The organism is Streptomyces sp. NPDC050315 (genome assembly GCF_040655775.1).
In the GTDB taxonomy this organism is placed as follows: domain Bacteria; phylum Actinomycetota; class Actinomycetes; order Streptomycetales; family Streptomycetaceae; genus Streptomyces.
In genome coordinates, this window is record NZ_JBFAKN010000002.1 from 839,716 (window position 1) to 864,010 (window position 24,295).

General features: G+C 71.9%; 19 protein-coding genes, 2 tRNA genes and 1 pseudogene. 4 read left to right on the top strand and 18 right to left on the bottom strand.

Annotation, left to right across the window (positions count from 1 at the left end; all coding sequences use genetic code 11):
• Positions 1–23: 23 nt before the first annotated feature.
• Positions 24–779 (bottom strand): hypothetical protein, encoded by a 756-nt coding sequence (locus tag AB0I82_RS10740; protein WP_363256798.1) that lies wholly within the window; start codon positions 777–779, stop codon positions 24–26.
• 162 nt (positions 780–941) lie between these two features.
• Entirely contained in the window at positions 942–3,821 is a 2,880-nt protein-coding gene (gene leuS / locus AB0I82_RS10745; protein WP_363256799.1) for a leucine--tRNA ligase, read from the bottom strand.
• A gap of 457 nt (positions 3,822–4,278) precedes the next feature.
• On the opposite strand from leuS, the gene AB0I82_RS10750 reads away from it, so the two are divergent.
• Together AB0I82_RS10750 and AB0I82_RS10755 are read left to right on the top strand one after the other, a co-directional pair.
• Complete coding sequence (locus AB0I82_RS10750; RefSeq protein WP_363256801.1) at positions 4,279–5,457, top strand: hypothetical protein; 1,179 nt, start codon at positions 4,279–4,281, stop codon at positions 5,455–5,457.
• Positions 5,454–7,025, top strand: a complete 1,572-nt coding sequence (locus AB0I82_RS10755; protein WP_363256802.1) for an NADH-ubiquinone oxidoreductase-F iron-sulfur binding region domain-containing protein — start codon at positions 5,454–5,456, stop codon at positions 7,023–7,025. Before AB0I82_RS10750 ends, AB0I82_RS10755 begins: the two co-directional genes overlap by 4 nt.
• Positions 7,026–7,094: 69 nt before the next feature.
• On the opposite strand, the gene AB0I82_RS10760 is transcribed toward AB0I82_RS10755, so the two are convergent.
• A tRNA-Ala gene (locus AB0I82_RS10760) sits at positions 7,095–7,167 on the bottom strand.
• Between the two features lie 242 nt (positions 7,168–7,409).
• Here AB0I82_RS10760 and AB0I82_RS10765 point away from each other — a divergent pair.
• The gene (locus tag AB0I82_RS10765; protein ID WP_363256930.1) at positions 7,410–8,918 is read left to right on the top strand and encodes a glycosyltransferase 87 family protein; all 1,509 of its coding nucleotides are present in this window, start codon (positions 7,410–7,412) and stop codon (positions 8,916–8,918) included.
• Here the strand turns inward: AB0I82_RS10765 and phsA are convergent.
• From phsA to AB0I82_RS10815, 10 genes and pseudogenes are all read right to left on the bottom strand, one after another.
• Positions 8,884–10,617 (bottom strand): annotated as a pseudogene (phsA, locus tag AB0I82_RS10770) (O-aminophenol oxidase PhsA); the annotation flags it as partial. The gene AB0I82_RS10765 and the pseudogene phsA sit on opposite strands and share 35 nt — an antisense overlap.
• Before the next feature lie 316 nt (positions 10,618–10,933).
• Positions 10,934–11,167, bottom strand: a complete 234-nt coding sequence (locus tag AB0I82_RS10775; RefSeq protein WP_030249581.1) for a hypothetical protein — start codon at positions 11,165–11,167, stop codon at positions 10,934–10,936.
• A gap of 3 nt (positions 11,168–11,170) precedes the next feature.
• On the bottom strand, positions 11,171–11,329 hold the full coding sequence (locus AB0I82_RS10780) for a hypothetical protein (RefSeq protein WP_107053965.1): 159 nt from the start codon (positions 11,327–11,329) through the stop codon (positions 11,171–11,173).
• 257 nt (positions 11,330–11,586) lie between these two features.
• A tRNA-Ala gene (locus AB0I82_RS10785) sits at positions 11,587–11,659 on the bottom strand.
• Between the two features lie 144 nt (positions 11,660–11,803).
• On the bottom strand, positions 11,804–12,457 hold the full coding sequence (locus AB0I82_RS10790) for a histidine phosphatase family protein (RefSeq protein WP_363256931.1): 654 nt from the start codon (positions 12,455–12,457) through the stop codon (positions 11,804–11,806).
• Positions 12,454–12,888 carry a ribosome silencing factor gene (gene rsfS, locus AB0I82_RS10795; protein WP_030249584.1) on the bottom strand — a complete coding sequence of 145 codons (435 nt, stop codon included), beginning with the start codon at positions 12,886–12,888 and terminating at the stop codon, positions 12,454–12,456. Before rsfS ends, AB0I82_RS10790 begins: the two co-directional genes overlap by 4 nt.
• 251 nt (positions 12,889–13,139) lie before the next feature.
• The gene (locus tag AB0I82_RS10800) at positions 13,140–14,885 is read right to left on the bottom strand and encodes an LCP family protein (protein ID WP_363256804.1); all 1,746 of its coding nucleotides are present in this window, start codon (positions 14,883–14,885) and stop codon (positions 13,140–13,142) included.
• A gap of 38 nt (positions 14,886–14,923) precedes the next feature.
• Entirely contained in the window at positions 14,924–15,568 is a 645-nt protein-coding gene (gene nadD, locus AB0I82_RS10805) for a nicotinate-nucleotide adenylyltransferase (RefSeq protein ID WP_363256805.1), read from the bottom strand.
• Between the two features lie 52 nt (positions 15,569–15,620).
• Positions 15,621–15,782 (bottom strand): hypothetical protein, encoded by a 162-nt coding sequence (locus tag AB0I82_RS10810; protein WP_030249591.1) that lies wholly within the window; start codon positions 15,780–15,782, stop codon positions 15,621–15,623.
• Positions 15,783–15,993: 211 nt separating this feature from the next.
• The gene (locus AB0I82_RS10815; RefSeq protein WP_363256806.1) at positions 15,994–16,143 is read right to left on the bottom strand and encodes a hypothetical protein; all 150 of its coding nucleotides are present in this window, start codon (positions 16,141–16,143) and stop codon (positions 15,994–15,996) included.
• Between the two features lie 211 nt (positions 16,144–16,354).
• Here AB0I82_RS10815 and AB0I82_RS10820 point away from each other — a divergent pair, with 211 nt between their 5' ends.
• Positions 16,355–17,458 carry a M48 family metallopeptidase gene (locus AB0I82_RS10820; RefSeq protein WP_363256807.1) on the top strand — a complete coding sequence of 368 codons (1,104 nt, stop codon included), beginning with the start codon at positions 16,355–16,357 and terminating at the stop codon, positions 17,456–17,458.
• A gap of 92 nt (positions 17,459–17,550) precedes the next feature.
• On the opposite strand, the gene AB0I82_RS10825 is transcribed toward AB0I82_RS10820, so the two are convergent.
• The 5 genes from AB0I82_RS10825 to proB all read right to left on the bottom strand — a co-directional run bounded on the left by AB0I82_RS10825 (position 17,551) and on the right by proB (position 23,717).
• The gene (locus AB0I82_RS10825) at positions 17,551–18,801 is read right to left on the bottom strand and encodes a hypothetical protein (RefSeq protein ID WP_363256808.1); all 1,251 of its coding nucleotides are present in this window, start codon (positions 18,799–18,801) and stop codon (positions 17,551–17,553) included.
• Positions 18,802–18,951: 150 nt separating this feature from the next.
• Positions 18,952–19,674: a hypothetical protein gene (locus AB0I82_RS10830; protein ID WP_363256809.1), complete on the bottom strand. Its 723-nt coding sequence runs from the start codon at positions 19,672–19,674 to the stop codon at positions 18,952–18,954.
• A 216-nt stretch (positions 19,675–19,890) separates the two neighbouring features.
• Positions 19,891–21,177 (bottom strand): glutamate-5-semialdehyde dehydrogenase, encoded by a 1,287-nt coding sequence (locus AB0I82_RS10835; protein WP_363256811.1) that lies wholly within the window; start codon positions 21,175–21,177, stop codon positions 19,891–19,893.
• A 329-nt stretch (positions 21,178–21,506) separates the two neighbouring features.
• Complete coding sequence (locus tag AB0I82_RS10840) at positions 21,507–22,061, bottom strand: hypothetical protein (RefSeq protein ID WP_363256812.1); 555 nt, start codon at positions 22,059–22,061, stop codon at positions 21,507–21,509.
• A gap of 555 nt (positions 22,062–22,616) precedes the next feature.
• Positions 22,617–23,717, bottom strand: coding sequence for a glutamate 5-kinase (proB, locus tag AB0I82_RS10845; protein ID WP_363256932.1), 1,101 nt, complete (start codon positions 23,715–23,717; stop codon positions 22,617–22,619).
• Positions 23,718–24,295 lie beyond the last annotated feature (578 nt).

Below are 24,295 nucleotides of genomic sequence, written 5' to 3' on the forward strand. Positions count from 1 at the left end.
TCGAGCATCCCACTACGGCCACGTCAGGTCGTGCTTTCCGGACGGGCCGCCTTCTGCCACGGGTACGGCGTCCGTATGCGCGGGTCCGGGGCGTCGATGGCCTGCGGGCCCTCGGGCGCAGCGGCGGTACCGGGCTGCTCGGACTCGGGCTGCTCCGACGGCGGCGGCCATGCGGCGAGCGGGTCCGGCACGGCTTCCGTACCCTGCCCGGACGTGGTCTCGCGCGCGCCCGGCGCCGATGTCCAGTGCCGCAGCGCGCCCGCCTCCACGTCGATCTGTCCGGCCAGCGCCGCCAGGTCGTCATCGGCGAACTTCTGGGCGCGGTCCTGGGCCGCCCAGCGCAGCGAGTCCGAGGAGTGCGTGATCCGCTCCAGGCGCTCTCGCAGCTCGGGGAGACGCTCGGTGATCCGCGTCCGGTCCGGCTCGCGCTCCAGGCGCTTCAGGTCGGCGTCCAGCTCGTGGCCGTGCGCGCTGAGCCGTGCGAACAAGTTCAGCGCTTCGCTCAGCGACTGGTCCTCGGGGGCGGCCGCACGCAGCGCTTCCTGGGTGGCGCGCATCGAGGTGCGCAGGGAGAGCCGCATCTGGGCCAGCTGTCCGGCCGGGCCGGTCTGGGTGTACTGCCGGGCGCGCAGGGTGGTGTCCTCGACCGTGCGGCGGGCCTGGGCGACCGTACGGTCCACGCCGCGCTTGGTCGCCGAGACGGCCTTGACCGTCACGAACACGCCGGCCGCGACGAACAGCACGAACAGCAGGGCGAGGATCGCGAGCACGGCGGTCATGGGCTTACCTCATGTGGGCTCGGTCGGGCCGACGGACGGACTGCTTCCTTCTCCCACCGTAAACGCCTCGGGCAGGCCGCGGGTTCCCACGAGAACCCGCAACCTGCCCGTAGTGGTCATCCCCCACGCGCGCCCGCCGGGCAGGCGCGCGTGGAAACCGGATCACGCCGGAACGATGTTGACCAGCTTCGGAGCCCGCACGATCACCTTGCGGATGCCCGCGCCGCCCAGCGCCGTCACGACCGCCGGCTCGGCCAGCGCCGCCGCTTCCAGGTCCGCGTCCGAGATGGCCGGCGAGACCTCCAGGCGGGCCTTGACCTTGCCCTTGATCTGCACGACGCAGGTCACGGTCTCGTCGACGACGTACGCCGGGTCGGCCACCGGGAAGTCCGCGTGCACCACGGAGTCGGTGTGGCCCAGCTTGCGCCACAGCTCCTCACCGATGTGCGGGGCCAGCGGCGCGACCAGCAGGACCAGCTGCTCGGCGACCGTGCGCGGCACGCTGCCGCCGGCCTTCGTCAGGTGGTTGTTCAGCTCCGTGACCTTGGCGATCGCGGTGTTGAAGCGCAGCCCGGCCATGTCCTGGCCGACGCCGTCGATGGCCTTGTGCAGGGCACGCAGGGTGTCCTCGTCCGGCTCGGCGTCCGTGACGGTGACCTCGCCGGTGGCCTCGTCCACGATGTTGCGCCACAGGCGCTGCAGCAGGCGGTACTGGCCGACGACGGCGCGGGTGTCCCAGGGGCGCGAGACGTCCAGCGGGCCCATCGCCATCTCGTACAGGCGCAGCGTGTCCGCGCCGTACTCCTGGCAGATCTCGTCCGGGGTGACGGCGTTCTTCAGGGACTTGCCCATCTTGCCCAGGACGCGGCTGACCTTCTCGCCCTGGTAGTAGTACCCGCCGTCGCGCTCCTCGACCTCGGCCGCCGGGACGGCGATGCCGCGCTTGTCCCGGTAGACGAACGCCTGGATCATGCCCTGGTTGTACAGCTTGTGGAACGGCTCGGCCGAGGAGATGTGTCCCAGGTCGAACAGCACCTTGGACCAGAAGCGGGCGTACAGCAGGTGCAGCACGGCGTGCTCGGCGCCGCCCACGTACAGGTCGACACCGCCGTGCGGCTGGCCCTCACGCGGGCCCATCCAGTACTGCTCGACGGCCGGGTCGACCAGCTTCTCGTCGTTGTTCGGGTCCAGGTAGCGCAGCTCGTACCAGCAGGAGCCGGCCCAGTTGGGCATGGTGTTGGTCTCGCGGCGGTAGCGCCGCACGCCCCGGCCGTCGCCCAGGTCCAGCTCGACGTTGACCCAGTCCTCGTTGCGGGACAGCGGGGTCTCCGGGGAGGTGTCCGCGTCGTCCGCGTCGAAGGTGCGCGGCGAGTAGTCGTCGACCTCGGGCAGCTCCAGGGGCAGCATCGACTCGGGCAGCGCGTGCGCCACGCCGTCCTCGTCGTACACGATCGGGAAGGGCTCGCCCCAGTAGCGCTGCCGGCTGAACAGCCAGTCGCGCAGCCGGAAGTTGACGGTGCCCTCGCCGATGCCCTGCTGGGCCAGCCACTCGGTCATCTTCGCCTTGGCCTCGGTGACGCCCAGGCCGTCCAGCGAGATGGTGTCGTCCGAGGAGTTGACGATCTTCGCGTCGTACGAGCCGAAGGCGTCGTCCCAGGTCGACGGGTCGGTGCCGCGGTCGTCCGAGGGCTCGACCACGCAGCGCATGGGCAGCTCGAAGGCGCGCGCGAAGGCGAAGTCGCGGCTGTCGTGCGCCGGAACCGCCATGATCGCGCCGGTGCCGTAGCCCATCAGGACGTAGTCGGCGATGAAGACCGGGACGCGGTCGCCGCTGACCGGGTTGATCGCGTACGCGCCGGTGAAGACGCCGGTCTTGTCCTTGGCCTCGGCCTGGCGCTCGACGTCCGACTTCGAAGCGGCCTGCTTGCGGTACGCGGCGACGGCCTCGGCCGGGGTGTCGTAGCCACCGGTCCACACGTCGTGCGTGCCCTCGGGCCAGGCGTCCGGGACGATCGAGTCCTCACCGGAGACCAGCTCGTGCTCCGGGGCCAGCACCATGTAGGTCGCGCCGAACAGGGTGTCCTGTCGCGTGGTGAACACCGTGATGCGCTTGTCGCCCACGGGGAAGTCGACCCGCGCGCCCTCGGAGCGGCCGATCCAGTTGCGCTGCTGCAGCTTGATCGCCTCGGGCCAGTCCAGCCCGTCCAGGTCCTCCAGCAGGCGGTCCGCGTAGGCCGTGATGCGCATGTTCCACTGGCGCAGCTTGGCCTTGAAGACGGGGAAGTTCCCGCGCTCGGAGCGGCCCTCGGCGGTGACCTCTTCGTTGGCCAGTACGGTGCCCAGGCCCGGGCACCAGTTGACGGGCGCGTCCGAGGCGTACGCCAGGCGGTACTCGCCCAGGATGTTGGCGCGCTCCAGGGCGCTCAGGTCGGCCCACGCGCGGCCGTCGGGGGTCTCCCGCTCGCCCGCCTCGAACTGGGCCACCAGCTCGTCGATCGGGCGCGCCTTCTTCGCCTCGGTGTCGTACCAGGAGTTGAAGATCTGCAGGAAGATCCACTGGGTCCACTTGTAGTACGCCGGGTCGATCGTCTCGACCGAACGGCGCTGGTCGTGGCCCAGGCCCAGGCGGCGCAGCTGCGCCTTCATGTTGACGATGTTGGCCTCGGTGGAGACCCGCGGGTGGGTGCCCGTCTGGACGGCGTACTGCTCGGCCGGCAGACCGAAGGCGTCGAAGCCCAGGGTGTGCAGGACGTTGTGGCCCGTCATGCGCTGGAAGCGGGCGTAGACGTCGGTGGCGATGTAGCCCAGGGGGTGGCCGACATGCAGACCCGCACCCGAGGGGTACGGGAACATGTCCATGATGAACTTCTTGGGCTTCGCCGCCTGCTCCGGGTCGCCGGCCAGGTCACCACTGGGGTTCGGCGCCTCGTAGGTGCCGTTTTCATCCCAGAAGTCCTGCCAGCGTGCCTCGATGTCCGCGGCCAGCGCGGCCGTATAGCGGTGCGGGGCCGCCGCCTCGGCGGCCGTGGTCGTCTCGCTCATCGTCCTCAAAGCTCCATCGATCGTCTCTGCCTGCGGAAACACACCCCTTGCGGGCACCTTCTTGCCGGCTGGTACCTGAAACAAAAAGGCCCCTCGCACAGGAGGGGACGCCGCGCCGATGCCGACCTGGACCCGCAGTCCGTGATCCGGTCGGTACTGATCAGCGCGGCCCGCTAAGCAGAAGGCGTACGGCACGCATGGCGCCAGGGTACCGCAGGGCACCAGGGGCCCGCGCCGAGGATTCCCCCGCACGGCCCCTGTCCCACATACCGGGACGAGCGGGCGCCCTGGTATGCGCAGCGCTCAGCTCCGGTGCGAGCGGTCTCTGCCGTCAAGAAGAGCGACCGAGCGGGTGTACGGGGCGCGAACGGACCGACGTTAGCAGCGGGGTCCGCCGTGCGGGCGGGATACGCGAAGGCCGCCGCAGGCCCCCGTGACGGCCCCTAGCTTGCCGGGCATGCCACTCCCCACTGGCCAGTCGGCGCGCCGGGCGGCCCGCGCCCGCCGCCCGCGCCGCTTACGCCTCCCCCACCGCCTCCAGAAGCCACGCCCCGCGCTGACCACCGGGGCCGGCGCCGTACTGGTCCTCCCCCTCCTCGCCGCGGCCCCCGCCTTCCGCGCGTTCTTCGACCACACCGCCGGGGTGCTCACCCTCGTCTCGCTCACCGCCGCCGTCATCTGGGGCCTGCTCGCGGCCGGCCGCACCGTACTGGCGCCGCGCAGCAGGCTCCTGGCGCAGGGCGTCCACCGGGCGCTCGCCACCGCCTCGCTCGGCTTCCTGGTGCTGCACATCGCGGTCAAGGTGGCCGAGAGCCACGCCCTGTTCTCGGACGCGTTCCTGCCCTTCGCCTCCGTAGTGCTCGGCGGGCCCGTCGCGCCCGGCACCGCACCGCTCATCGGGTTCGGCACGCTGGCCGGGCTGCTGATGGTGCTGGCCGCCGCGACCGGCGCACTGCGCAGCTCCTTCGCCGGGCGCGGGCGCGTCTCCGGGCGCTGGCGCGCCTTGCACACCAGCGCGTACGCCGCGTGGTGCCTGGCCCTCCTGCACGGCCTCAAGTCCGGCCGTGCGCCTTCAGGGTGGGTCACCACCGGATACGTACTCGCCCTCGCGGCGGTCATGGCCGCACTACTGGCCCGCCTGTTGCTCACCCCGTGCGCGGAGTTCCCGTACTTCGCGCTACGCCGGGAACTGCCGTTCTCACTGCCCTTCCGGTCACGAAAGCGAGACCGGCAGCAGGCGCTGCACAGGGCAGCCGGCCGTACGGACACCCGCTCCGCTTCCGAGGCACCCGGGCCGACCGCCTCTGATGGCCCTTCCGCGGGCCGGCCTACGGGGGCGCAGCCCGTCCCGGACGTCCCTACAGAGGCGGCGGCCGGCCTCCCTGCAAGGGACGCGCGGGACACGTCACCTTCTTGGGCTCTGCCCGACGCCCCTACAGAGACGCTCCCCCACGTCACCGCCGCGCCTCCCCTGGCCCTCGGAGCGGACGGGGCACCCACGGAACGCATCCCCTTCGCCGGCTTCGACGCCGCCCCCGAGTGGAGCGGTCCGCCCACTCTGGTGCAGCCCCGGCCCTCCGGCGCTCGCCCCGAAGGCGCGCCGCTCCCCCACGCCCCGCACGGCCGGACACCATGACCGGTGCCGCGCTGGTCCCGTATACGGGCGGTGGACCGCTGCCCGACGTGCCCGGCGTACGCGTACTCGGGCTGCCGCGGCTGTGCGCCGGATTCGACGAGGCGGAACGGCTGGACCGCAAGCGCCACCTGCTCCTCCACGGCTCGCTCCCCGCGCTCTCCGGAGAGCAGCTGACCGCCGTCTCCGAGGCCGTGGCGCTGCGGGGCCGGGGCGGCGCCGGATTCCCGCTCGCGCGCAAGCTGACGGCCGTCGCGGAGGCCGCCGCCCGCCGCGGAGTGCGCCCCGTCGTCGTGGTCAACGGCTGCGAGGGCGAACCGGCCTGCCGCAAGGACACCGTCCTGCTGTGCCGTGCGCCACACCTCGTACTGGACGGCGCGCTGCTGGCCGCCACGGCGCTCGGCGCACGCCTCCTGGTCATCGGCGTGACGAAGGCCACGACGGACAACTCCGTACGGGAAGCCCTCGCCGAGCGCGGGCTGGGGCGCAGACGGCGTGGGCGTGCGCTGCGCGCACAGGTCGTGCGCTCGCCCGAGCGCCTGGTGTCCGGGGAGGCGTCCGCGCTGATCCGGGCCGCCGAGGGCGGGCCTCCGATACCGCCGGGCCGCCGGGCACGAGCCGCCGAATCGGGCCTGGGCGGCGCGCCCACGCTGCTCTCCAACGCGGAGACCTTCGCCCAACTCGCCGTCGCCGCCCGCCTCGGCCCCGACCGCTACGCCTCCACGGGTCTCCCCGGCGAACCGGGCACGCTCCTGCTGACGGTCTCCGGCGCGGTCCCCGCCCCCGCGGTCGTCGAAGCCCCCTCCGGAGTGCCGCTGCCGTACGTACTGCAGGCGTGCGGCGCGGAACCGGCACCGTCCGGCGTACTGGTCGGCGGCTACCACGGCGCCTGGCTGGACCCGGCCACCGCATACGGGACGCCGCTCTCCCGCGAGGCACTGGCGGCCCGCGGCGGAGCGCTGGGCGCCGGGGCTGTACTGCCGCTGTCCACGCGGACGTGTCCGCTGGGCGAGGCGCTGCGGATCGCGCGGTGGCTGGCGGCGGAGTCGGCGGGGCAGTGCGGCCCCTGCCGACTGGGGCTGCCGTCGCTCGCGGAGATGCTCGCGGAAGCGCTGGGCGGCGGCGGGCAGCCGGCCTTGGAGGCGGTACGGGAAAGCGCGCGCGGCGTACGGGGGCGGGGCGCGTGCAAACACCCGGACGGCGCGGCGCGGTTCGTGCTGTCCGCGCTCGCCGCGTTCCCCGACGACCTGGCCGCGCACGTCCTGGGCGACGGCTGCGGGCGGCCCACGGTCGAGCTGCTGCCTCTGCCGCCCGAGGAAGCCGCCGGTGCGGCGAACGGCGCCGCAGAGGGCGCCGGGGCCGTCGGTGCCGCCGGGGAGCGGCTGGCGGTGGACTGGACGCTGTGCGAGGGGCACGGACTGTGCGCGGGGCTCCTGCCCGAGGCCGTACGGCTCGACCGGGACGGCTTCCCCGTACTGTCCGACGACGTACTGCCGGGCGCGCTGCGGGCCCGCGCACAACGCGCCGTACGCCGCTGCCCGGCCCTAGCCCTCCGACTCGAGAAGCCCTGACCGCCGACGGCGCCCCTCCGCACACGACAGGGCGGCCCGTCCTTGAAGGACGGGCCGCTCCGATCACTGTGGAGCTAAGGAGAATTGAACTCCTGACCTCCTGCATGCCATGCAGGCGCTCTACCAACTGAGCTATAGCCCCGTGTTCTTTTGTCGTCTCCGGAAGTTTTCCTCGGGGGTTTCCCTCGCGGCGACATTGACTACATTACACGGCTGCCCCGGGCTTCTGCCAAATCGCTTTCCCGATGCCCACCGGCGGCAGCCTGCCGGAGACCTCCGAGGAGCTTGAGCGGCAGCCGCGACGCACCCGGCAACGCCCCCGGCGAGGCAGTCGGCAGCGGTACTGTCGACAATCCGTGCTCGAAGGAAACCGGGGGCCTGGACGTGACCGCGCTGAAGCTCGACCAGCCCGTCGGACGCCGCGGCCCGTTCTCCCACGAGGGCGTCCACCGCCGCCGCGTCCTGGCGGCCGCACTGGCCTGTGCGGTGTCCTTCGCGGCCTTCTGGATCGCCCAGCGACTGGCCGGTGTGACCATGCTCGACCTGATGGTCTACCGCGCCGAGGGCTGGACCGCCCGCACCGGCGGCGACCTCTACGACATGCTGGCCACCTCCGCGCGGCTGCCCAACACCTATCCGCCCTTCGCCTCCCTGCTGTTCGTGCCGCTGACCTTCCTCGGCGTACCGGAGCTGCGGACGCTCGCGACACTCGGCAACCTGCTGCTCCTGGTCGCCGTGGTGCACCTCACTCTGCGCCTGACCGGCCTGCCCTCGCTCGCGCGCGGGCAGCGCGCACCGCGGGCACGGCAGGCCACCGCGACGCTCGCCCTCTCCGCGCTGCTGGTCTGGTGCGAGCCCGTGTGGACCACGCTGCGCTACGGGCAGATCAACCTCCTTCTCGCCGTCCTCGTGCTCTGGGACCTCACCCGCCGGGACAGCAACCGCTGGGCCGGCATCGGTATCGGCATCGCCGCCGGAATCAAGCTCACGCCCGCCCTCTTCGCCGTATGGCTCGCGCTGGCCGGGTTGCTGCGCGCCCGCCAGCTGTACGAGCCCGGGCAGGGACTGCGCGGCACCTGGAACCCCTGGCTGCGCCAGGCCTGCGTCGCGGTCCTGTCCTTCCTCGGCACCGTCCTCCTCTCCGCCCTGGTCCTGCCGCGTGACTCGGCCCGCTTCTGGACCGAGATCGTCTTCGCCTCCGACCGGCCGGGCGACGTGGAGATCACCGCCAACCAGTCGCTGCGCGGCGTCCTCGCCCGGCTGCTGCACACCCCCGACACCGGACTGTGGTGGCCCGCCGCCGCAGCCCTGGCGGCGATCGCGGGGCTGGCCCTCGCCACCACCGCCCTGCTGCGCGGTGAGCGCGCCTGGGCGGCCGTGGTCTGCGCCACCACCGCGCTGCTGGTCAGCCCGATCTCCTGGTCGCACCACTGGGTGTGGGCCGTACCGATGCTGGTCCTGCTCGGCACCGAGGCGGTGCGCAGCGGCGGCCGGGCCACCCGGGCGGGCCGCCGGCTGTGGTCCGCCACCGGAGCCCTCGGACTGCTCTTCGCCTCCTTCGCCCTGTGGTGGGTGCCGCACCGCCCGCACAGCCACGCGGAACTGCACCAGAACGGCGGCCAGATGCTGCTCTCGGGCGTCTACCCGATCGCCGGTGTCGCGCTCCTGCTGCTGGCCGCCGCCCACCTGTGCCGGGCCGGTGCGCCCGGTATCGGCGCGCCCGGTATCGGTGAGTCCGGTGTCAGTGCTTCCCCTGGTCGTGACCACCGCCCGGATGGCCGTGACCACCACCGGGGTGATGGTGATGGAACGCCAGCACCTCCCGAGGCATCACCACGAACGGACGCATCATCCCCATGTCCTCGTGTTCCAGCAGATGGCAGTGGTACATGAAACGGCCCTTGGCGCCGTGGAACCGACCCATCACCTTCACCATCTGCCCCGGCGGCACCTGTATGACGTCCTTCCAGCCCTGATCACCGGGGGCTATCGGCGCCTGGCCGCCGTACTCCAATGGGCTGCGAGTGCCCCCGAGCGCGTTGTCGTACGGGCTGTCCGGCACCGCCGGGTACCGGTCGCGGCTGAGCACCTGGAAGTCGATCAGGTGGATGTGCATCGGATGCATGCCGGCGCCGCCGAGGTTCAGGAAGCTCCACTGCTCCCAGTCGTCGTGCCGGACCATGAAGCCCAGGGCGTCGTCGAACATCCGGGCTCCGCGCTGGTACGTACGCGTCGTACCGTTGGCCCCCTTGACCTGGATGATCCCCTCGGACGGGATGGTGACATCCGCCGGGTCGACCTCGTGCAGCTCCCACATCTCCGGGTGGCCGTTGCCGATCGGGCCCGGCGGGGTGAGCGCTATCAGGCGGTGCTCGTGCTTCGGCGCGGTGTCGTGGGTGATCCGCTCGAACGTCGACGAGATCACCGCGGGCAGCACGAAGGAATCGGTCACCTTCTTCGAGCCGACCCGGAACTGCATCACCTGCGGATACGCCACGCCCGCCGCGGCGTTCACCAGGCGCAGCCGCCGCCCGCGCAGCCGGCCGAAGTCGATCAGCAGATCCATCCGCTCGGCCGAGGCCACCGACAGGGTCCCGTCGACGGGCAGCGGCCGCGGCAGCAGGCCGCCGTCCGTCCCGATCTGGTGCACCGCGCCCGTGACGGGGCGGCCGGTCTCCTCGTCCACCAGCTGCAGGGCGTACGTCCGGGCATTGGAGGCGTTGAGCAGACGGAAGCGGTACCACCTGGCGTCGACGTCCAAGTGGGGCCAGATCGTGCCGTTCACGAGCGTGTAGGGGCCCGAGAACGGGATGGTGAGGTTCTTGCCGTCGTTGTCCTTGCCGACGATCAGGGTCTTGTGGAGCAGCCGGCCGGTCAGCCGTCCTTCGGCGTCCGTGTCGAGGTTGCGGTCCTGGATGATGAGCGGGATCTCCCGCCCGCCCGAGGGGAGCCGGAGCGCGTCCTCCTCGTCGTCCCGCAGCAGATACATGCCGGCCAGGCCCGAGAAGACGTTCCACCGGGTGATGTCCATGGCGTGGTCGTGATACCACCACGTCGTCGCGCGGTGGTCGTTCGGATACTCCGAGAGCTGCGCGTCACCGGGCGAGACCGCGTTCTCCGACCAGCCGTCGTTGCCGCCGCCGGTCACCGCGCCGTGCAAGTGGGTGACCAGCCAGGGCGGGAGGTCGGCCACGCCGGCGAGGGGCTCGGCCCCGCCGCGGCCCGGTTCGTTCAGCGGCGCGGGCACCTCGGGCGTCGCCGCCACTTCCACGGCGGTCACCGGGAAGGTGCCCGTGATGCGGTTCGTCCAGGACACCCGGAGGCGCCGGCCGCGGCGCACCTCGATGGTCGGGCCCGGGAAGTGCCCTTCGTACGCCCACACTTTGGTGGGCGGCAGCTGGGAGTGCAGCCGCACCCAGCTGGTCTTCTGCTCGATGGTGATGCCGCGCAGGGCTTCCGCGCGGCCCGGCTTGATGACGGGCGGCACGCGCAACGCGTCGACGAACGGCGTGAGTCCGGCCGCCGTGGCCTGTCCGTCCCGCTCCGCGATGGTCTCGATCTGCGGCGCGTCCCCCACAACTGTGTCTGTCACTTGCGACCCCCGTCGCTTCCCCCATGCCGCCGACCGTTTCGCGGCGGCAGCTCTGAGTCCTACAACGCCTCACGGTACGACCGGAGTTCCACCTCTCCCGTGAATTTTCCGGCCAATCATCCGCAGTCCGCACATAGAGGAGCGGACCGGTCCGGTCCGGGGCGTCAGAACTGAAAGTAGCTCAGGAAGCGGAAAATGCGCCGAGGTTGTGGAGAAACGGTTATTCAGAGATCGGAGGACGTTTTCGGGCGCGGTGGTGCGCCCCTCTCGACGTGGAGTGACGGCCTCTCACGAGCCCGGCGAACAGGGCCGGTTCTCAGGCGGTGGCGAAGGAGTAGAAACGCTTCAGCGTGCAGTGTTCATCGAGCAGGCGGCCGTAGATGGGCTCGCCGTCCAGCTCACGGTAGGTCTCGATGGGGTCGCCTTTTATGATCAGCGCCCGGGCGCATTCCTCGCACCAGTACTGGAATTCGGGGTTCAGCGGCTCCATGTCGCGCACGACAGGCGTACCGCTGCCGCACCAGTCGCACTTCCGGCTGTGTGCCCCCATCAGTCAGCTCCAGCTGTGGCCGCAGGCCGTGCAGACGAACGAGACGCCGCCGTTGTCACCCAGCATCTGCGCCACATGAGGCGAGCCGCAGGAAGGGCATTGCAGTGCGGAGGTGGCCACGCCGAGCAGGTCGCGGACCTCCTCGATGATGCTCGTGGGCATCGCGTTCTCTCCTCCCCTGCCGGCGCCGTCCGATTCTGCCACGGACCACCGACCAGGTCAGGCCCGCAGCCCTGCGTACACAGACGCGCTGCCCGCTACCGCCTCGCAGCCGAGCACGAGACGTTGCGCGGGCGCTCACCCCGGCGCGCACAGTGACGCACGCGCCCCGAAAGCCCCGAAACAGCAGCGATCCCGCCTCCTGGTGAGGCGGAGAACATTCTCTCCGTCTCCGCCAGAGGGCGGGATCATCCGGGTTGTGGAGCTAAGGAGAATTGAACTCCTGACCTCCTGCATGCCATGCAGGCGCTCTACCAACTGAGCTATAGCCCCGGGTCTTGTTCCGCTCCTCCGGGTTTCCCCCGGCGGCGCCGCGAACAAGAAGAACTTTAGCCTGCGACCTGCCCAGATGTGAAATCCGGGTCCGGCCGGCCGCCGGACGGCCCCCGGAGAGCCGCCGCGGACCGGCCCGCGGCGTCAGTCGTCGTCGCCCAGCACCGGCTCGGGAAGCGTGCCGGCGTTGTGCTCCAGCAGGCGCCAGCCACGGGCGCCCTCCCCCAGGACGGACCAGCAGCAGTTCGACAGGCCGCCCAGGCCCTCCCAGTGGTGCGGCTCCAGGCCCAGCAGCCGCCCGATTGTCGTACGGATCGTGCCGCCGTGGCTGACCACGACCAGGGTGCCGTCGTCGGGCAGCTTGTCGGCGGCCAGCCGCACAACCGGCGCCGCACGGTCCGCGACCTCGGTCTCCAGCTCACCACCGCCGCGCCGCACCGGCTCGCCGCGCTTCCAGGCGGCGTACTGCTCGGCGTACTGCGCCACGATCTCCTCGTGGGTCAGGCCCTGCCAGGCACCCGCGTACGTCTCGCGCAGCGCCTCGTCGTGCGTCACGTCCAGGCGTGTCACGGCCGACAGCTCGGCGGCCGTCCGCGCCGCCCGCCGGAGATCCGAAGCGATGATCGCGTCCGGCTGCAGGGCGGCGAGCAGCCGCGCGGCGCGGCGGGCCTGCTCGACGCCCGCCTCGGTCAGCTCGATGTCCGTGGAGCCCTGGAAGCGGCGCTCCAGATTCCAGGCGGTCTGGCCGTGCCGCCACAGGACGATCCTGCGGCCACGGCCCCCCTTCGTGCCGTTCAGTGCAGCTCTCCGTCCTGCTCGGCGGCGGTTTCCTCGGCGTGCGCAGCCGCCTTGCCGCGGGTCGCCTTGGCGTCCTCGGGGAGCTCCATCTCGGGGCAGTCCTTCCACAGGCGCTCCAGGGCGTAGAAGACGCGCTCCTCGCTGTGCTGGACGTGGACGACGATGTCGACGTAGTCCAGGAGCACCCAGCGGGCCTCGCGGTCGCCTTCGCGGCGCACCGGCTTGGCGCCCAGCTCCTTGCTCAGCCGCTCTTCGATCTCGTCGACGATCGACTTGACCTGGCGGTCGTTGGGCGCCGACGCCAGCAGGAAGGCGTCGGTGATCGAGAGGACGTCGCTGACGTCGTACGCGATGATGTCGTGCGCGAGCTTGTCGGCGGCCGCCTGCGCGGCGGCGTTGATGAGCTCGGTGGAGCGGTCCGTGGCGGTCACAAGCCAAACTTCCGGGTCGGTGGCGGCGCTGCCCGGGCCGTCCGCGGGAAGCCCCGCCGGCCGCGGCCGAGTCAGCGGTCAAGTACCCCTCAAGGGTCTCACGGACCGCTGACACCCCGGCGGGCTTGTGGACAAGGGGGTATCCGGGCTGGTCAGGGCGGGTGGCGGACCGGCGGCGGAGGCAGCGGGACGCGAGCGGCGGGCGGATCCTTGGCCAAAGCTCCGCCTGCCGCCCGCACCCTCAAAGCCGGTCACCCCTTGTAGTCGTGCCCCAGCATCACTGTGATGTCCGCGTTCGAGGCGACCTTGCCCTTCCGCACGGCACTCGACGGCAGGCCCAGCGTCTTCGCGACCTCCGCGGCACGCGCCCGCTGGGCCTCGTCCCCGTACGTCACCTGCGACGCCGACAGCGAGCCCGCGGCGGTGCCACCGTCCACGAACGAGTACCCGCCGTTGACCAACGCGGCCTGCGCCTGCCCGACCGCCTTCTGGCTGCCCGAGGCATTCCGGACGCTGACCCGCGCGGTCGCGCTCGGGTCGGTCTTCTTGACCTTGCCGCCCAGGACGTCCTTGACCACCTCGGAGGCGGTCTGCGCACTGAGCGTGCCGTCCGCCTGAACGGGCAGCACCGTCGTACGGTACGCACCGGTCTTGGCGAGCTCCGCGCGCTCCGCGAGCGAGCTGCCCAGCTGGCCCTCGGTAAGCGGCGGGTCCAGGACCTGGAACAGGGACTTCACCGTCGCGGTCGCGCCGCCCGCGTCACTGGACACCCGCTTCAGCGTCGCCTGCATGACCTGCCCGAAGCGCGCCAGCTGCTTGGTCTGCAGCTCGCCCGGGCCCCGGTAGGTGGCGTACGCGACGGCCGCCTGGCCGTTCAGTACGCGCCCCTTCCCCGCCTTGACCAGCGGACCGTCGCCCTTCTTCGCGCCCGGCACGGTGGTGTCGGCGTCGACGGTGACGCCGCCGACCGTCTCGACGAGGTTCTCCAGATACGGCGTGTCCAACCGCCAGCTCGCCTTGATGTCGGCGCCGAGCAGCGTATTGAGGGAGTCGCGGGTCGGCTCCGCGCCGGCGTCCTTCACGGACTTGCCCAACGTGGTGGCCTGGCCGTCGTCCCCGGTGATGGCGAGGTTGTTGGGGAGGAGGACGGTGGTGCCCTTGTGGGTGGTCTCGTTGTCCACAAGCAGCGCCGTCGAGCTCTCGTCCGTACCGGTCCTGCGGAGGTGGACCAGCAGTACGTCGCGCTTCTGGCCGGCGGCGGCCGCCGCGTCCCCGGAGGCCGCCCCGCCCAGCCCCGGCAGCTTCCCGGCCCACCAGAGGTAGCCGACACCGCCCACGACCAGGAGGACGAGCACCACGATCAGCGCGATGATGCGGCTGCGGCCGCGGCGCTTGGCCTCCTCGCGCCGCTCGGTGCGGCTCTCGGTGAACTTCAGCCAGTCGATGACGTCTTCGGAGTCCTCGTCCTGCTCCTCGATGAACGAGAACTGTTCGGTGCGGTACTCCTCACCGGAGGGGCGGTCGTCCTCGCCGGCGGCCCCGTGAGGCGGCGCGGAGTCGTAGGAGGGCGCGGATCCGTGCGGGGGCTGCCGCTTCTCGTACTGGGGCTGCTGCGGCTCCTCGTACGGGGGCTGCGGCGGCGCGTACTCCTGCTGCCCGTACTGCGCCTGCTGCGGAATCCATCCCTGCTGCTGGGTCTGCTGCGCAGCCTGGTGCTGCGACGGCCGGCCGTACGGGTCATGGCCCGGGGCATAGCCCTGCTGCCCGTACTGCTGGCCGTAGCCCTGTTCGGGTGCCTGTCCGCCGTAGCCCTGGCCGTATCCCTGGGGCTGCTGCGTGCCGTACGGGTCGTACTGCTGGTGCGGCGCTTCCTGGTACACCGGCTGCCCGTAGGCGTCGTAGACGTACCCCGGTCCACCGTGCTGCCCCTGGGCCCCCTCGTAGGGGTCCTGGGCATACGGGTCCCGCGGCGGGTACGAATCCTGTCGGTCGTTCACCGGTGCCCTCTTTCCGTCGGCCCCGTCGGCGGTCGTCGTCAGCGGTCGTCGTCGTGGTCGTGGCGGTGGCTGTGGCGCTCGTCCCGGTAGAGGCGGCGCTTGTCGATGTAGCGCACCACGCCGTCGGGCACCAGGTACCAGACCGGCTCCCCCTGGGCGACGCGCGACCGGCAGTCGGTCGAGGAGATGGCCAGCGCCGGCACCTCCACCAGGGAGACCCCGCCCTCGGGAAGACCGGGATCGGCCAGTACGTGACCGGGCCTGGTCGCCCCGATGAAGTGGGCGAGCGAGAACAGCTCCTCGGCGTCGCGCCAGGTCAGGATCTGGCCCAGCGCGTCGGCGCCGGTGATGAAGAAGAGATCCGCATCCGTGTGCTCGGCGCGCAGATCCCGAAGGGTGTCGATGGTGTACGTCTTGCCGCCGCGGTCGATGTCGATGCGGCTGACGGAGAACTGGGGGTTGGACGCGGTCGCGATGACCGTCATCAGGTACCGGTCCTCGGCCGGGGACACCACCTTGTGGCTCTTCTGCCACGGCTGTCCCGTGGGTACGAAGATGACCTCATCGAGGTGGAACTGGCTGGCCACCTCGCTGGCGGCGACCAGGTGACCATGATGGATCGGGTCGAACGTCCCGCCCATCACTCCGAGCCGCCGCTTCACAGGCCCTGTCTGCTCTCCCATGCGTGCAGACCCTACTGGGCGCCGCGCATCGAGGGGACAGGGGTGCCCGGCCTCAGCGGTCCCGGTTGAAGCGCGTGGTGATCCACAGCAGGAGCAGCAGCACGATCAGGGCGCCGCCGCCCGTCACGTAAGGGCTGAGGCTTTCGTGGTTGCCGCCGTGCTCGCCGCCCTCGGCGAGGGCGACCAGGGACTGTGCGGTGGTGTGCAGGCTCATCGTCGGCAGAACCAATCCGGGCTGATGCGGGCAGGGACTTCGCCCACATCGTAAGCGCGGGCCTGTCCGGAGCTCACCCCGACTCCGCCGGAACGGTCCGTCAGCGGACCTTTCCGGTGGATTCCACCACCGTCCGCAGGGCCGCCGACGAGTGTCCGAGGCCACCGGGTGGGAGCCCCGCAGCGCCTCCTGTACCGCCCGAGCGGTCGCCTCAGTCCTGGTCGCCGCCGTAGCCGCGCAGCAGGAACCACGCCATGAAGATCGCGCCGAGCACACCGACGATGATCACGGTCCGCAGGATCCAGCCCGGGCCGTCGGCGTTGGAGGTCTGCAGGGCGAGCAGCATGCTCGGATCCACCATGAGAAGTCGGCTCCTTTGTGGGGGGCTGTGCGGCCCGTACGCACCACGGGCCTCGGGCGTCCGGCCGCGGCCGGCGCCCCGCCGCGAGCGGCTGCCCCTGCGGGGCATCTGCGGCGATTCGTTCCTTCGCCAGCGTACGCCGAGCATCCAAAGCACTGTCAGTGGCGTCCTCTACTCTGAATTCACGCAGTCGAATCAGGGGGAGGCTCACATGACGGACGGCCCGAGCGGCAGCGAGCGCGTACCGAGCAGGGACCGCAGGCGGTTCCCGGGGATCTCCTCCCGGGCGTACGAGCACCCCGCGGACCGGTCCGCTCTGGTTGCCCTGCGCAAGCTGAGCGGGTTCGACACCGTCTTCAAGGCACTGAGCGGCCTGCTCCCCGAGCGCAGCCTGCGGCTGATGTACCTCTCGGACTCGGTGCGCGTCAGCGACCAGCAGTTCTCGCACCTCAACGACATGCTGCGGGACGCCTGTTACATCCTGGACCTGGAGAAGGTCCCCCCGATGTACGTCAATCAGGACCCGCAGCCCAACGCCATGTGCATCGGCCTGGACGAGCCGGTGATCGTGCTGACCACGGGCCTCGTCGAGCTGCTCGACGAGGAGGAGATGCGCGCGGTCGTCGGCCACGAGGTCGGGCACGCGCTCTCCGGGCACGCGGTGTACCGGACGATACTGCTGTTCCTGACGAACCTCGCCCTGAAGGTCGCGTGGATCCCGCTGGGCAATGTGGCGATCATGGCCATAGTGACCGGGCTGCGCGAGTGGTTCCGCAAGTCCGAACTGTCCGCGGACCGCGCGGGCCTGCTGACCGGCCAGGACCTGCAGGCTTCGATGCGCGGCCTCATGAAGCTCGCGGGCGGCAACCACCTCCACGAGATGAATGTCGACGCGTTCCTCGCCCAGGCGGACGAGTACGAGCGCGGCGGCGACCTGCGCGACTCCGTCCTGAAGATCCTGAACGTGCTGCCCCGCAGCCACCCGTTCACGACCGTGCGCGCCGCCGAGCTCAAGAAGTGGGCCGCCTCGCGCGACTACCAGCGCATCATGGACGGCCACTACCCGCGCCGCGGCGAGGACAAGGACACCTCCGTGTCCGACTCCTTCAAGGAGTCCGCGACCCACTACGCCGACTCGGTGCGCAACAGCAAGGACCCGCTGATGGGCCTGGTGCGCGACATAGCGGGCGGCGCCGGTGACCTGGGGGGCAAGCTGCGCGACACGGTGTTCGGCAGCGGCCGCGCCGGCGGTACGGGTCGGCAGGACCCGGGACAGCCGGACGCCGACGGCCCGGAGTCGTCACCGGGCCGGTAAGCCGCCGGGCCGGTGATCGGGGAGCGGGTCAGCGACGAGCTCGCGGTGTTCGTGACGGCCGGATGTCCGGTCGGCCTGATGTCCGGTCGGCCTCAGGGCAGCGGGCTCGGTTCCGCCGACCGGGCCATGACGCCACAGAGCGAGGCGTTCGTACTGCCGTGGGCGTACGGGTCGGTGCCCTGCGGGCGGCCGTTACCGGCCCGCTCGCCCGCCAGCAGCGGCCGCAGCGCACGCTCCGGCCCCGAGCTGCACGACATCGGGCCCGCCTGAAGGTAGCTCGACTGCAGCTCCAGGCGGCGGTCGCGCAGATCGTCCCGGTCGAAGCGGAAGTGCAGTTCACGGCGCACGGTGAACAGTGACGCGCCGTCGGCACGCTGCTGCGCCGCCGACCGCACCTTGCCGTCGGCCCCAGAGGCGGTACTGACTGCCGTGCTGACCGCCGTACTGGCAGCGTCGGCCGTGCCGCCGGCCGTACTGCCGGTCGCGCTCCCCGACGGCCTCTCTGCGGCGGCCGGAGCGGTGTTCCCGGGGCCACCGGCAGCAGACCGGTCGTCGGGCGGCCGCATCGCGTACACGAAGGTGTAGTCCGCGGTGACCTCCAGGGCGTTGCCGGCCGCGGCCGACTCCACCGCCAGCGTGCCGTCGACCCGTACGCGCGGATCGGCGAGCCGGGCCTGCGAGGGATCGAAGCGGACGAGCCAACCGGTGGCGGCGTGCCGCCCGTCGTCGGAAGGCCGCCGCAGGCTCCGGTCGAACTGGTCGAGCTGCGAGGTGTCCAGCAGCAGCCGCACCCCCCGCGCGGGCCCGCCGGACAGCGTGTCCGGATCCAGCGAGGAGCGCACGACGTACTCCTTCGCCGTGGTCAGGGCGGTCATGACCTGACTGTCGGAGAACTCGCCGGTGCGCCGTACCACGGGGAGATTGACGCCCGCCGCGCCGATCCGGAAACCGGCCGCCGGACTGCGGTCGAAGAGGTCACTCGGGCGCCCGCCGGGCACCGTGCCCACCGGAGCGAGCGGAATGACCGTACTGCGCAACGGTGGCGCGGGGGTGGGCTCCGGGGCGCGGTAGGGATGGCGGACACCCATGTAGATCGCGGTACCGAAAGCCAGCGCAATCAGGAGGACCAGGATCAGCGCCTGGCGGGAGCCGCCGAAACGGGACCAGGCATGCCGACTGCGCACGGCGCGTGCGTGGTCCCCCATGCGCTCCTGGGCGGAGAACTCCTGCAAACGCGCAGCGCGTACAAACGATTCGTCGAACACGACGGATCGGTATTCGTCCTCCCCTCCACCCGGGGCGCCCTCGGGGGTCCCTTCGGGAGGGTCACCTGGCCCGGTCATACAACAAGAGTAGGTCGGCAGCGGCCGAGGTAAACGCCCAGGTGTGCGCCAACTTCCCTGTGCAGGTCAGGCACGGCGCACAGATGGCTCAAGCGGGAGCGGAGCGCTCCGGCGCGCGCGGGTGGATCAGCGCGTGGATCAGCTTGTGCCTCACGGCGTGCGCGGCACGGCGGGGGCCGAGGGCGGGCCGGAATCGGCGGACGCCGAGGGCTGCACGACGGGCGGCGCCGGATTGCCGCGCTCGGCACTGGAGGCGGGCGCCTGCCCGATGTGCGCGGTGGGCGGCCTGCCGTCGACGCCCGTTGTGGCGGGCGGCGGGGCCGGGCTCTGCGTACGGCCCGAAGCACCTCGGTAGACGGCTGTGAAGGCCAGCACGACCATGCCGATGCCCATGAGGACGGCGAGCACCCAGGCGATGGGGCGGTGCCAGCGGGCCGTGCCGCGGTACGGGCGCAGAGCGCCGCCGTAGGGCCCGTACGGGCCGTAGGTCGAGATGTCCGAGACATCGTCCAGGTAACGGCTGTTCGGCGCTCCTGCGGCCTCTCCAGGCCCTTCTCGGCCGTCCCGGCCGCGCCGGCCGTCGCCCGGTCGGTCACCGTCGAGGCTTCCGTCCCGGTCCGTGGCCGGCAGCGAGTGGCCGCGCCCGGCTTCCGACTCGGCGCGGGCCTGCGCGGCGGCGACCATCCGCTCGACGGCGGTCGGCTCGTGAACGAGCGCTGACCGGACGAATTCCTCGTCGAAGACCACGGCGGCGAACTCATCGCCCTCGCCCTCATAGGGCGAGCGCGCGTCCGCCTCTCCGTGGTTCCCGTTGTGGTGCTCGTCGGGCTCGCCGCCGTCCGGGAACGGCCCGGCCCCCACGTCGTCCGGCACGTGTCCAGATTAGCCGGAAGCGGCCAATCTGGGCAGTGTGAAAGGGAATTCGGCCATGGGGGCCGCGGGTGGCTCAAGTGACGCCGCCCGCCCCGCTTCCCAAGGGCCGCGCCACAAGGCCCACTTCGTCAGCCCCGTACGCGCCCCTCGCCGCACTCGTACGCGCCCTTCGCCGCCCCCCGTACGCGCCCTCGTTGGCCCCGTACGTGTCTGCCGTCAGCCCCGTACGTGTCCGTCGCCCGTGACGATGTACTTCGTGGAGGTCAGCTCCGGCAGGCCCATCGGGCCGCGCGCGTGCAGCTTCTGAGTGGAGATGCCGATCTCGGCGCCGAAACCGAACTGGCTGCCGTCCGTGAAGCGGGTCGAGGCGTTGACCGCGACCGTGGTGGAGTCCACCAGCTGGGTGAAGCGGCGCGCCGCGGCCTGCGAAGTGGTGACGATGGCCTCGGTGTGACCGGAGGACCAGCGCCGGATGTGCGCGACAGCGGCATCCAGGTCGGGCACCACGGCGGCGGCGATGTCGTACGAGAGGTACTCCGTCGCCCAGTCCTCGTCCGCGGCGGGCGCGACCATCCCGGGCCCGGCCTTCTGCCAGGCCTCGTCGCCGTGCACCATCACGCCCGCCTCCGTAAGGGCGGCCAGCGCGCGCGGCAGGAAGGTGTCCGCGATGCCGGCGTGCACGAGGACGGTCTCGGCGGCGTTGCACACACTGGGGCGCTGCGCCTTGGAGTTGATGAGGATCTTGAGCGCCGTATCGATGTCGGCGTCCTTGTCGACGTACACGTGGCAGTTGCCGGTGCCGGTCTCGATGACCGGGACGGTGGACTCCTCCACGACCGTACGGATGAGCGAGGCACCGCCGCGCGGGATCAGCACGTCGACCAGGCCGCGGGCGCGCATCAGCTCCTTCACCGACTCCCGGCTCTGGCCCGGCACCAGCTGGACGGCGTCGGCGGGCAGCCCGGCCTCCGCCACCGCGTCGCGCAGGACGGCGACCAGCGCGGTGTTCGAGGCGTACGCGGAGGACGAGCCGCGCAGCAGGACGGCGTTGCCGGACTTCAGGCAGAGCGCGGCGGCGTCGACCGTGACGTTCGGGCGGGCCTCGTAGATGATCCCGACGACGCCGAGCGGGACCCGGACCTGACGCAGGTCCAGGCCGTTGGGGAGGGTCGAGCCGCGGACGACCTCGCCGACCGGGTCGGGCAGCGCCACGACGTACCGCACGTCGGCGGCGATGGCGGCGATGCGCTCGGGGGTCAGGGTGAGCCGGTCCACGATGGCGTCGCTCGTGCCGGCTTCGCGCGCCTTGGCGATGTCCTCGGCGTTGGCGGCGACGATCTCGTCGGTCCTGGCCACCAACGCGTCGGCGACGGCCAGCAGCGCGCCGTCCCGGGCCGTGCGCGGCAGCGGGGCGAGCGTGGCGGCCGCCTCCCTGGCGCGACGGGCGGTGTCGAGGACGGGCGAGCTCTGGGCAGTCTGCGTGGCGTCGGATGCGCTGGTCATGGCCCGCAGCCTAGCCGGGCCGGGCTCGGCGCCCGGCCCGCATTCCACACTGCGGGACACGGCGGGGGCGGGGGTGGACACTCGGCGGGGCGGGCGGGACGGTCGGGGCGTGCGGGGCGGGCAGCGGGGACGGCGCGAGCAGCGGGGACGGCGCGGGCGGGGCGGCCGCCACCGCGGGGGGCACCCGCCCGGGTCCCTTCGAGGCCCCCTCGCCGCCGCCTCCTTGCTCATCACTTCGGCAACGATTACTGAGCGTAGTTCGTTTCTTGTTTTTGTTGCCTGATGTGATGAGTTTCGTGGAGGGGGGCGGGGCTAATAGGGGCGGGGGGTCAGTACGGGTGGACGCCTACGGGGGAGGCTGGGGGTGGGCCGTAGCCTTCGGCGATGCGTTGGTGGTAGGTCTCGCGGTCGATGACTTCCAGGCCGACGATCTCCCAGGGGGGCAGCTTCGCCGAGGAGCGGTGTTCGCCCCACAGGCGCAGGGCCACTGCCGCCGCGTCGTGCAGGTCCCTGGCCTCCTCCCAGTAACGGATCTCCGCGTGATCGTTGGCGTACCTGCTGGTCAGCAGAAAGGGATGGTCGTGGGCCAGCTGTTCCAGGGCCCGCCGGACCTCCTTCAGCGGGGCCTCCTTGCCGGAGACGCTGAGGGTGACGTGCCAGAGCCGGGACACCTCCCGCTCGTGCGGGAGCGATGCCTCTTTGAGCCGCCCGCCCGTCTGTGCACGTTCGCCCGGCTGCGCCCGGCCGCCTGCCTGCTGTGTCCGTTCGTCGTGCTCCGCCCCGGCGGTCTCCTCACCGGGACCGGGCTGGATGCTGGTCCCCACGCTGGTCAGCGTCCGCTCCGCCGTCCCTCGGGGCAGCGCCCCTCGGCGCCCTCGTCTCACCGGCGGCCTCCTGTTATGCGTATCGCTCCGCTCGCGCGTGGCGGAGCCGATCGGTGCTGTCTCACATCGGCGTAGCGCGCTCGTACTGCGCCGGGAACGCCGCTCCCCTACAGCGCCCCTGCAACAAAGTTGACCAGCCCGCGGGCCTTCGCGGGGGCGTTTTCGAGAAGGTCTCCGTTGAAAGGCTGGTCTTGAGGATGGTCTTTCGGCCGTGCTGCCGGGTCCCGCACGGATGCCGTAGGGATGACGCAGGGACGATGCAGGGATGATGCAGGGGCCCGCGCGGATGCCGTAGGAACGACGCAGGGGCCCGCGCGGATCCCGTACGGAAGCCACGCAGAGCCGTACGAAGCCATACGGATTCCCCCTCGGCCGCCTCTCGGCTGCCTGCCGGGTTCCGGCTGACTGCCGGGTTCCACCGGTCCCGGCAGTCGCCCGCCCGGGGTGGCCGGCAGTCGCCGCACCGAGTTCCCGCCCTACGCCTCCCCAAGCCCCCAGCGGCCCGCCCCCTCGCCCCGCCGCCGACGGCCGCCTCAGCGCCCCGCGCCAGGCTCCTCAGCGCCCCGTCAAGACCACCAAGTCGTCCCGGTGGACCACCTCGCGCTCGTACGCCGGGCCCAGTTCGCGGGCGAGGTCGTATGTGGAGCGGCCGATCAGGTGGGGGATTTCTCGGGCGTCGAAGTTGACGAGGCCGCGGGCGATGGGGTCGCCGGCCGTGTTGCGGAGTTCGACCGGTTCGCCGGCGCTGAAGGAGCCCTCGACCGCGGCGATGCCGGCCGGGAGGAGCGAGGAGTGGCGTTCGACGATGGCTTCGACCGCGCCGTCGTCGAGGATGAGCGCGCCGCGCGGGGTGGAGGCGTGTGCGAGCCAGAGGAGCCGGTCGGCGGAGCGGCGTCCGGTGCGATGGAAGTGGGTGCCGGTGGGGCCGCCGGCGAGCGCTTCGGAGGCGTGTACGGCGGAGGTGAGGACGACCGGGATGCCGGCGGCCGCGGCGATGCGGGCGGCCTCGACCTTGGTGACCATGCCGCCGGTGCCGACGCCGGCCTTGCCCGCGCTGCCGATGGAGATGCCCTCCAGGTCGGCGGGGCCGCGGACTTCCGCTATGCGCGATGTTCCGGGGGTCGAGGGGTCGCCGTCGTACAGGCCGTCCACGTCCGAGAGCAGCACCAGCAGGTCGGCGCGGACCAGGTGGGCGACGAGGGCGGCCAGGCGGTCGTTGTCGCCGAAGCGGATCTCGTCGGTGGCGACCGTGTCGTTCTCGTTGACGATCGGTACGGCGCCCATGGCGAGCAGCTGGTCGAGGGTGCGGTAGGCGTTGCGGTAGTGGGTGCGGCGGCTGGTGTCGTCGGAGGTGAGGAGGACCTGGCCGACGCGGCGGCCGTAGCGCGCGAAGGAGGCGGTGTAGCGGGCGACGAGGAGGCCCTGGCCGACGCTGGCGGCCGCCTGCTGGCGGGCCAGGTCGCGGGGGCGCTTCTCCAGGCCGAGGGGGGCGAGGCCGGCGGCGATGGCGCCGGAGGAGACCAGCACTATTTCCTTGTCCTGGTGCTTGGCCAGGACGTCGACGAGGGCGTCCACGCGGTCGGCGTCCAGCCCGCCGGCCGCGGTGGTCAGCGAGGACGAGCCGACCTTCACCACGATCCGTCGGGCGTCCGTCACGTCCTTGCGGGCGTCCGACACGCTCGGCCGCGGGCCCCTCACGCCCTGGGGGGCGCCTGTCACGTCCCGCGCCTCCGCGCCGTCCCGTCGCCCGTCTGCCGCCTGCCCTGCGCTTGTCACCATTACCCCTGTACTCGCTACTCGCCCGTGGGCGTACTCGCTGCTCGCCCGTGGTCGCCCATTGTCGCCGTACCGCTCGTGCTCGCCGTGCGCCGCCATACCCGCGCAGCGTCCGTCGCCGCCCGCCACCGTGCCCGCCACCGTGCCCGTCGCCGTGCCCACCGCCGTGCTCGCCGCGCCCGTTGCCGTACTCGCCGTCCCCGTCGCCGTATGGCCCAGTGGATGCTGCCGTACGGCCTACGGAGAGGGATGCCGTACGGCGTACTGACATGAACGCCCGTACGGGGGAAATCTACGGCAGACGGACCATCGGGCGCCTGTGCATATCGGCTGCCGGACAGGTGGCGCGTACGCCTGCGGTCCCTGTGATCATGCTTGCGGGCAACCTACGCAAGACGGAAAAGGGCAGCATTTGGTTCCGAGCGAATCGTCCCGGTTCGCGGTGATCCGAGCCACAG

Coding starts and splice junctions, on each gene's coding strand:
- AB0I82_RS10820 (WP_363256807.1), top strand. CDS start 16,355: ATGACGGACGGCCCGAGCGGCAGCGAGCGCGTACCGAGCAGGGACCGC.
- AB0I82_RS10775 (WP_030249581.1), bottom strand. CDS start 11,167: ATGGGGGCACACAGCCGGAAGTGCGACTGGTGCGGCAGCGGTACGCCT.
- AB0I82_RS10815 (WP_363256806.1), bottom strand. CDS start 16,143: ATGGTGGATCCGAGCATGCTGCTCGCCCTGCAGACCTCCAACGCCGAC.
- AB0I82_RS10825 (WP_363256808.1), bottom strand. CDS start 18,801: ATGACCGGGCCAGGTGACCCTCCCGAAGGGACCCCCGAGGGCGCCCCG.
- AB0I82_RS10835 (WP_363256811.1), bottom strand. CDS start 21,177: ATGACCAGCGCATCCGACGCCACGCAGACTGCCCAGAGCTCGCCCGTC.
- AB0I82_RS10810 (WP_030249591.1), bottom strand. CDS start 15,782: ATGAGCCTGCACACCACCGCACAGTCCCTGGTCGCCCTCGCCGAGGGC.
- AB0I82_RS10750 (WP_363256801.1), top strand. CDS start 4,279: ATGCCACTCCCCACTGGCCAGTCGGCGCGCCGGGCGGCCCGCGCCCGC.
- AB0I82_RS10755 (WP_363256802.1), top strand. CDS start 5,454: ATGACCGGTGCCGCGCTGGTCCCGTATACGGGCGGTGGACCGCTGCCC.
- nadD (WP_363256805.1), bottom strand. CDS start 15,568: ATGGGAGAGCAGACAGGGCCTGTGAAGCGGCGGCTCGGAGTGATGGGC.
- leuS (WP_363256799.1), bottom strand. CDS start 3,821: ATGAGCGAGACGACCACGGCCGCCGAGGCGGCGGCCCCGCACCGCTAT.
- AB0I82_RS10780 (WP_107053965.1), bottom strand. CDS start 11,329: ATGCCCACGAGCATCATCGAGGAGGTCCGCGACCTGCTCGGCGTGGCC.
- AB0I82_RS10740 (WP_363256798.1), bottom strand. CDS start 779: ATGACCGCCGTGCTCGCGATCCTCGCCCTGCTGTTCGTGCTGTTCGTC.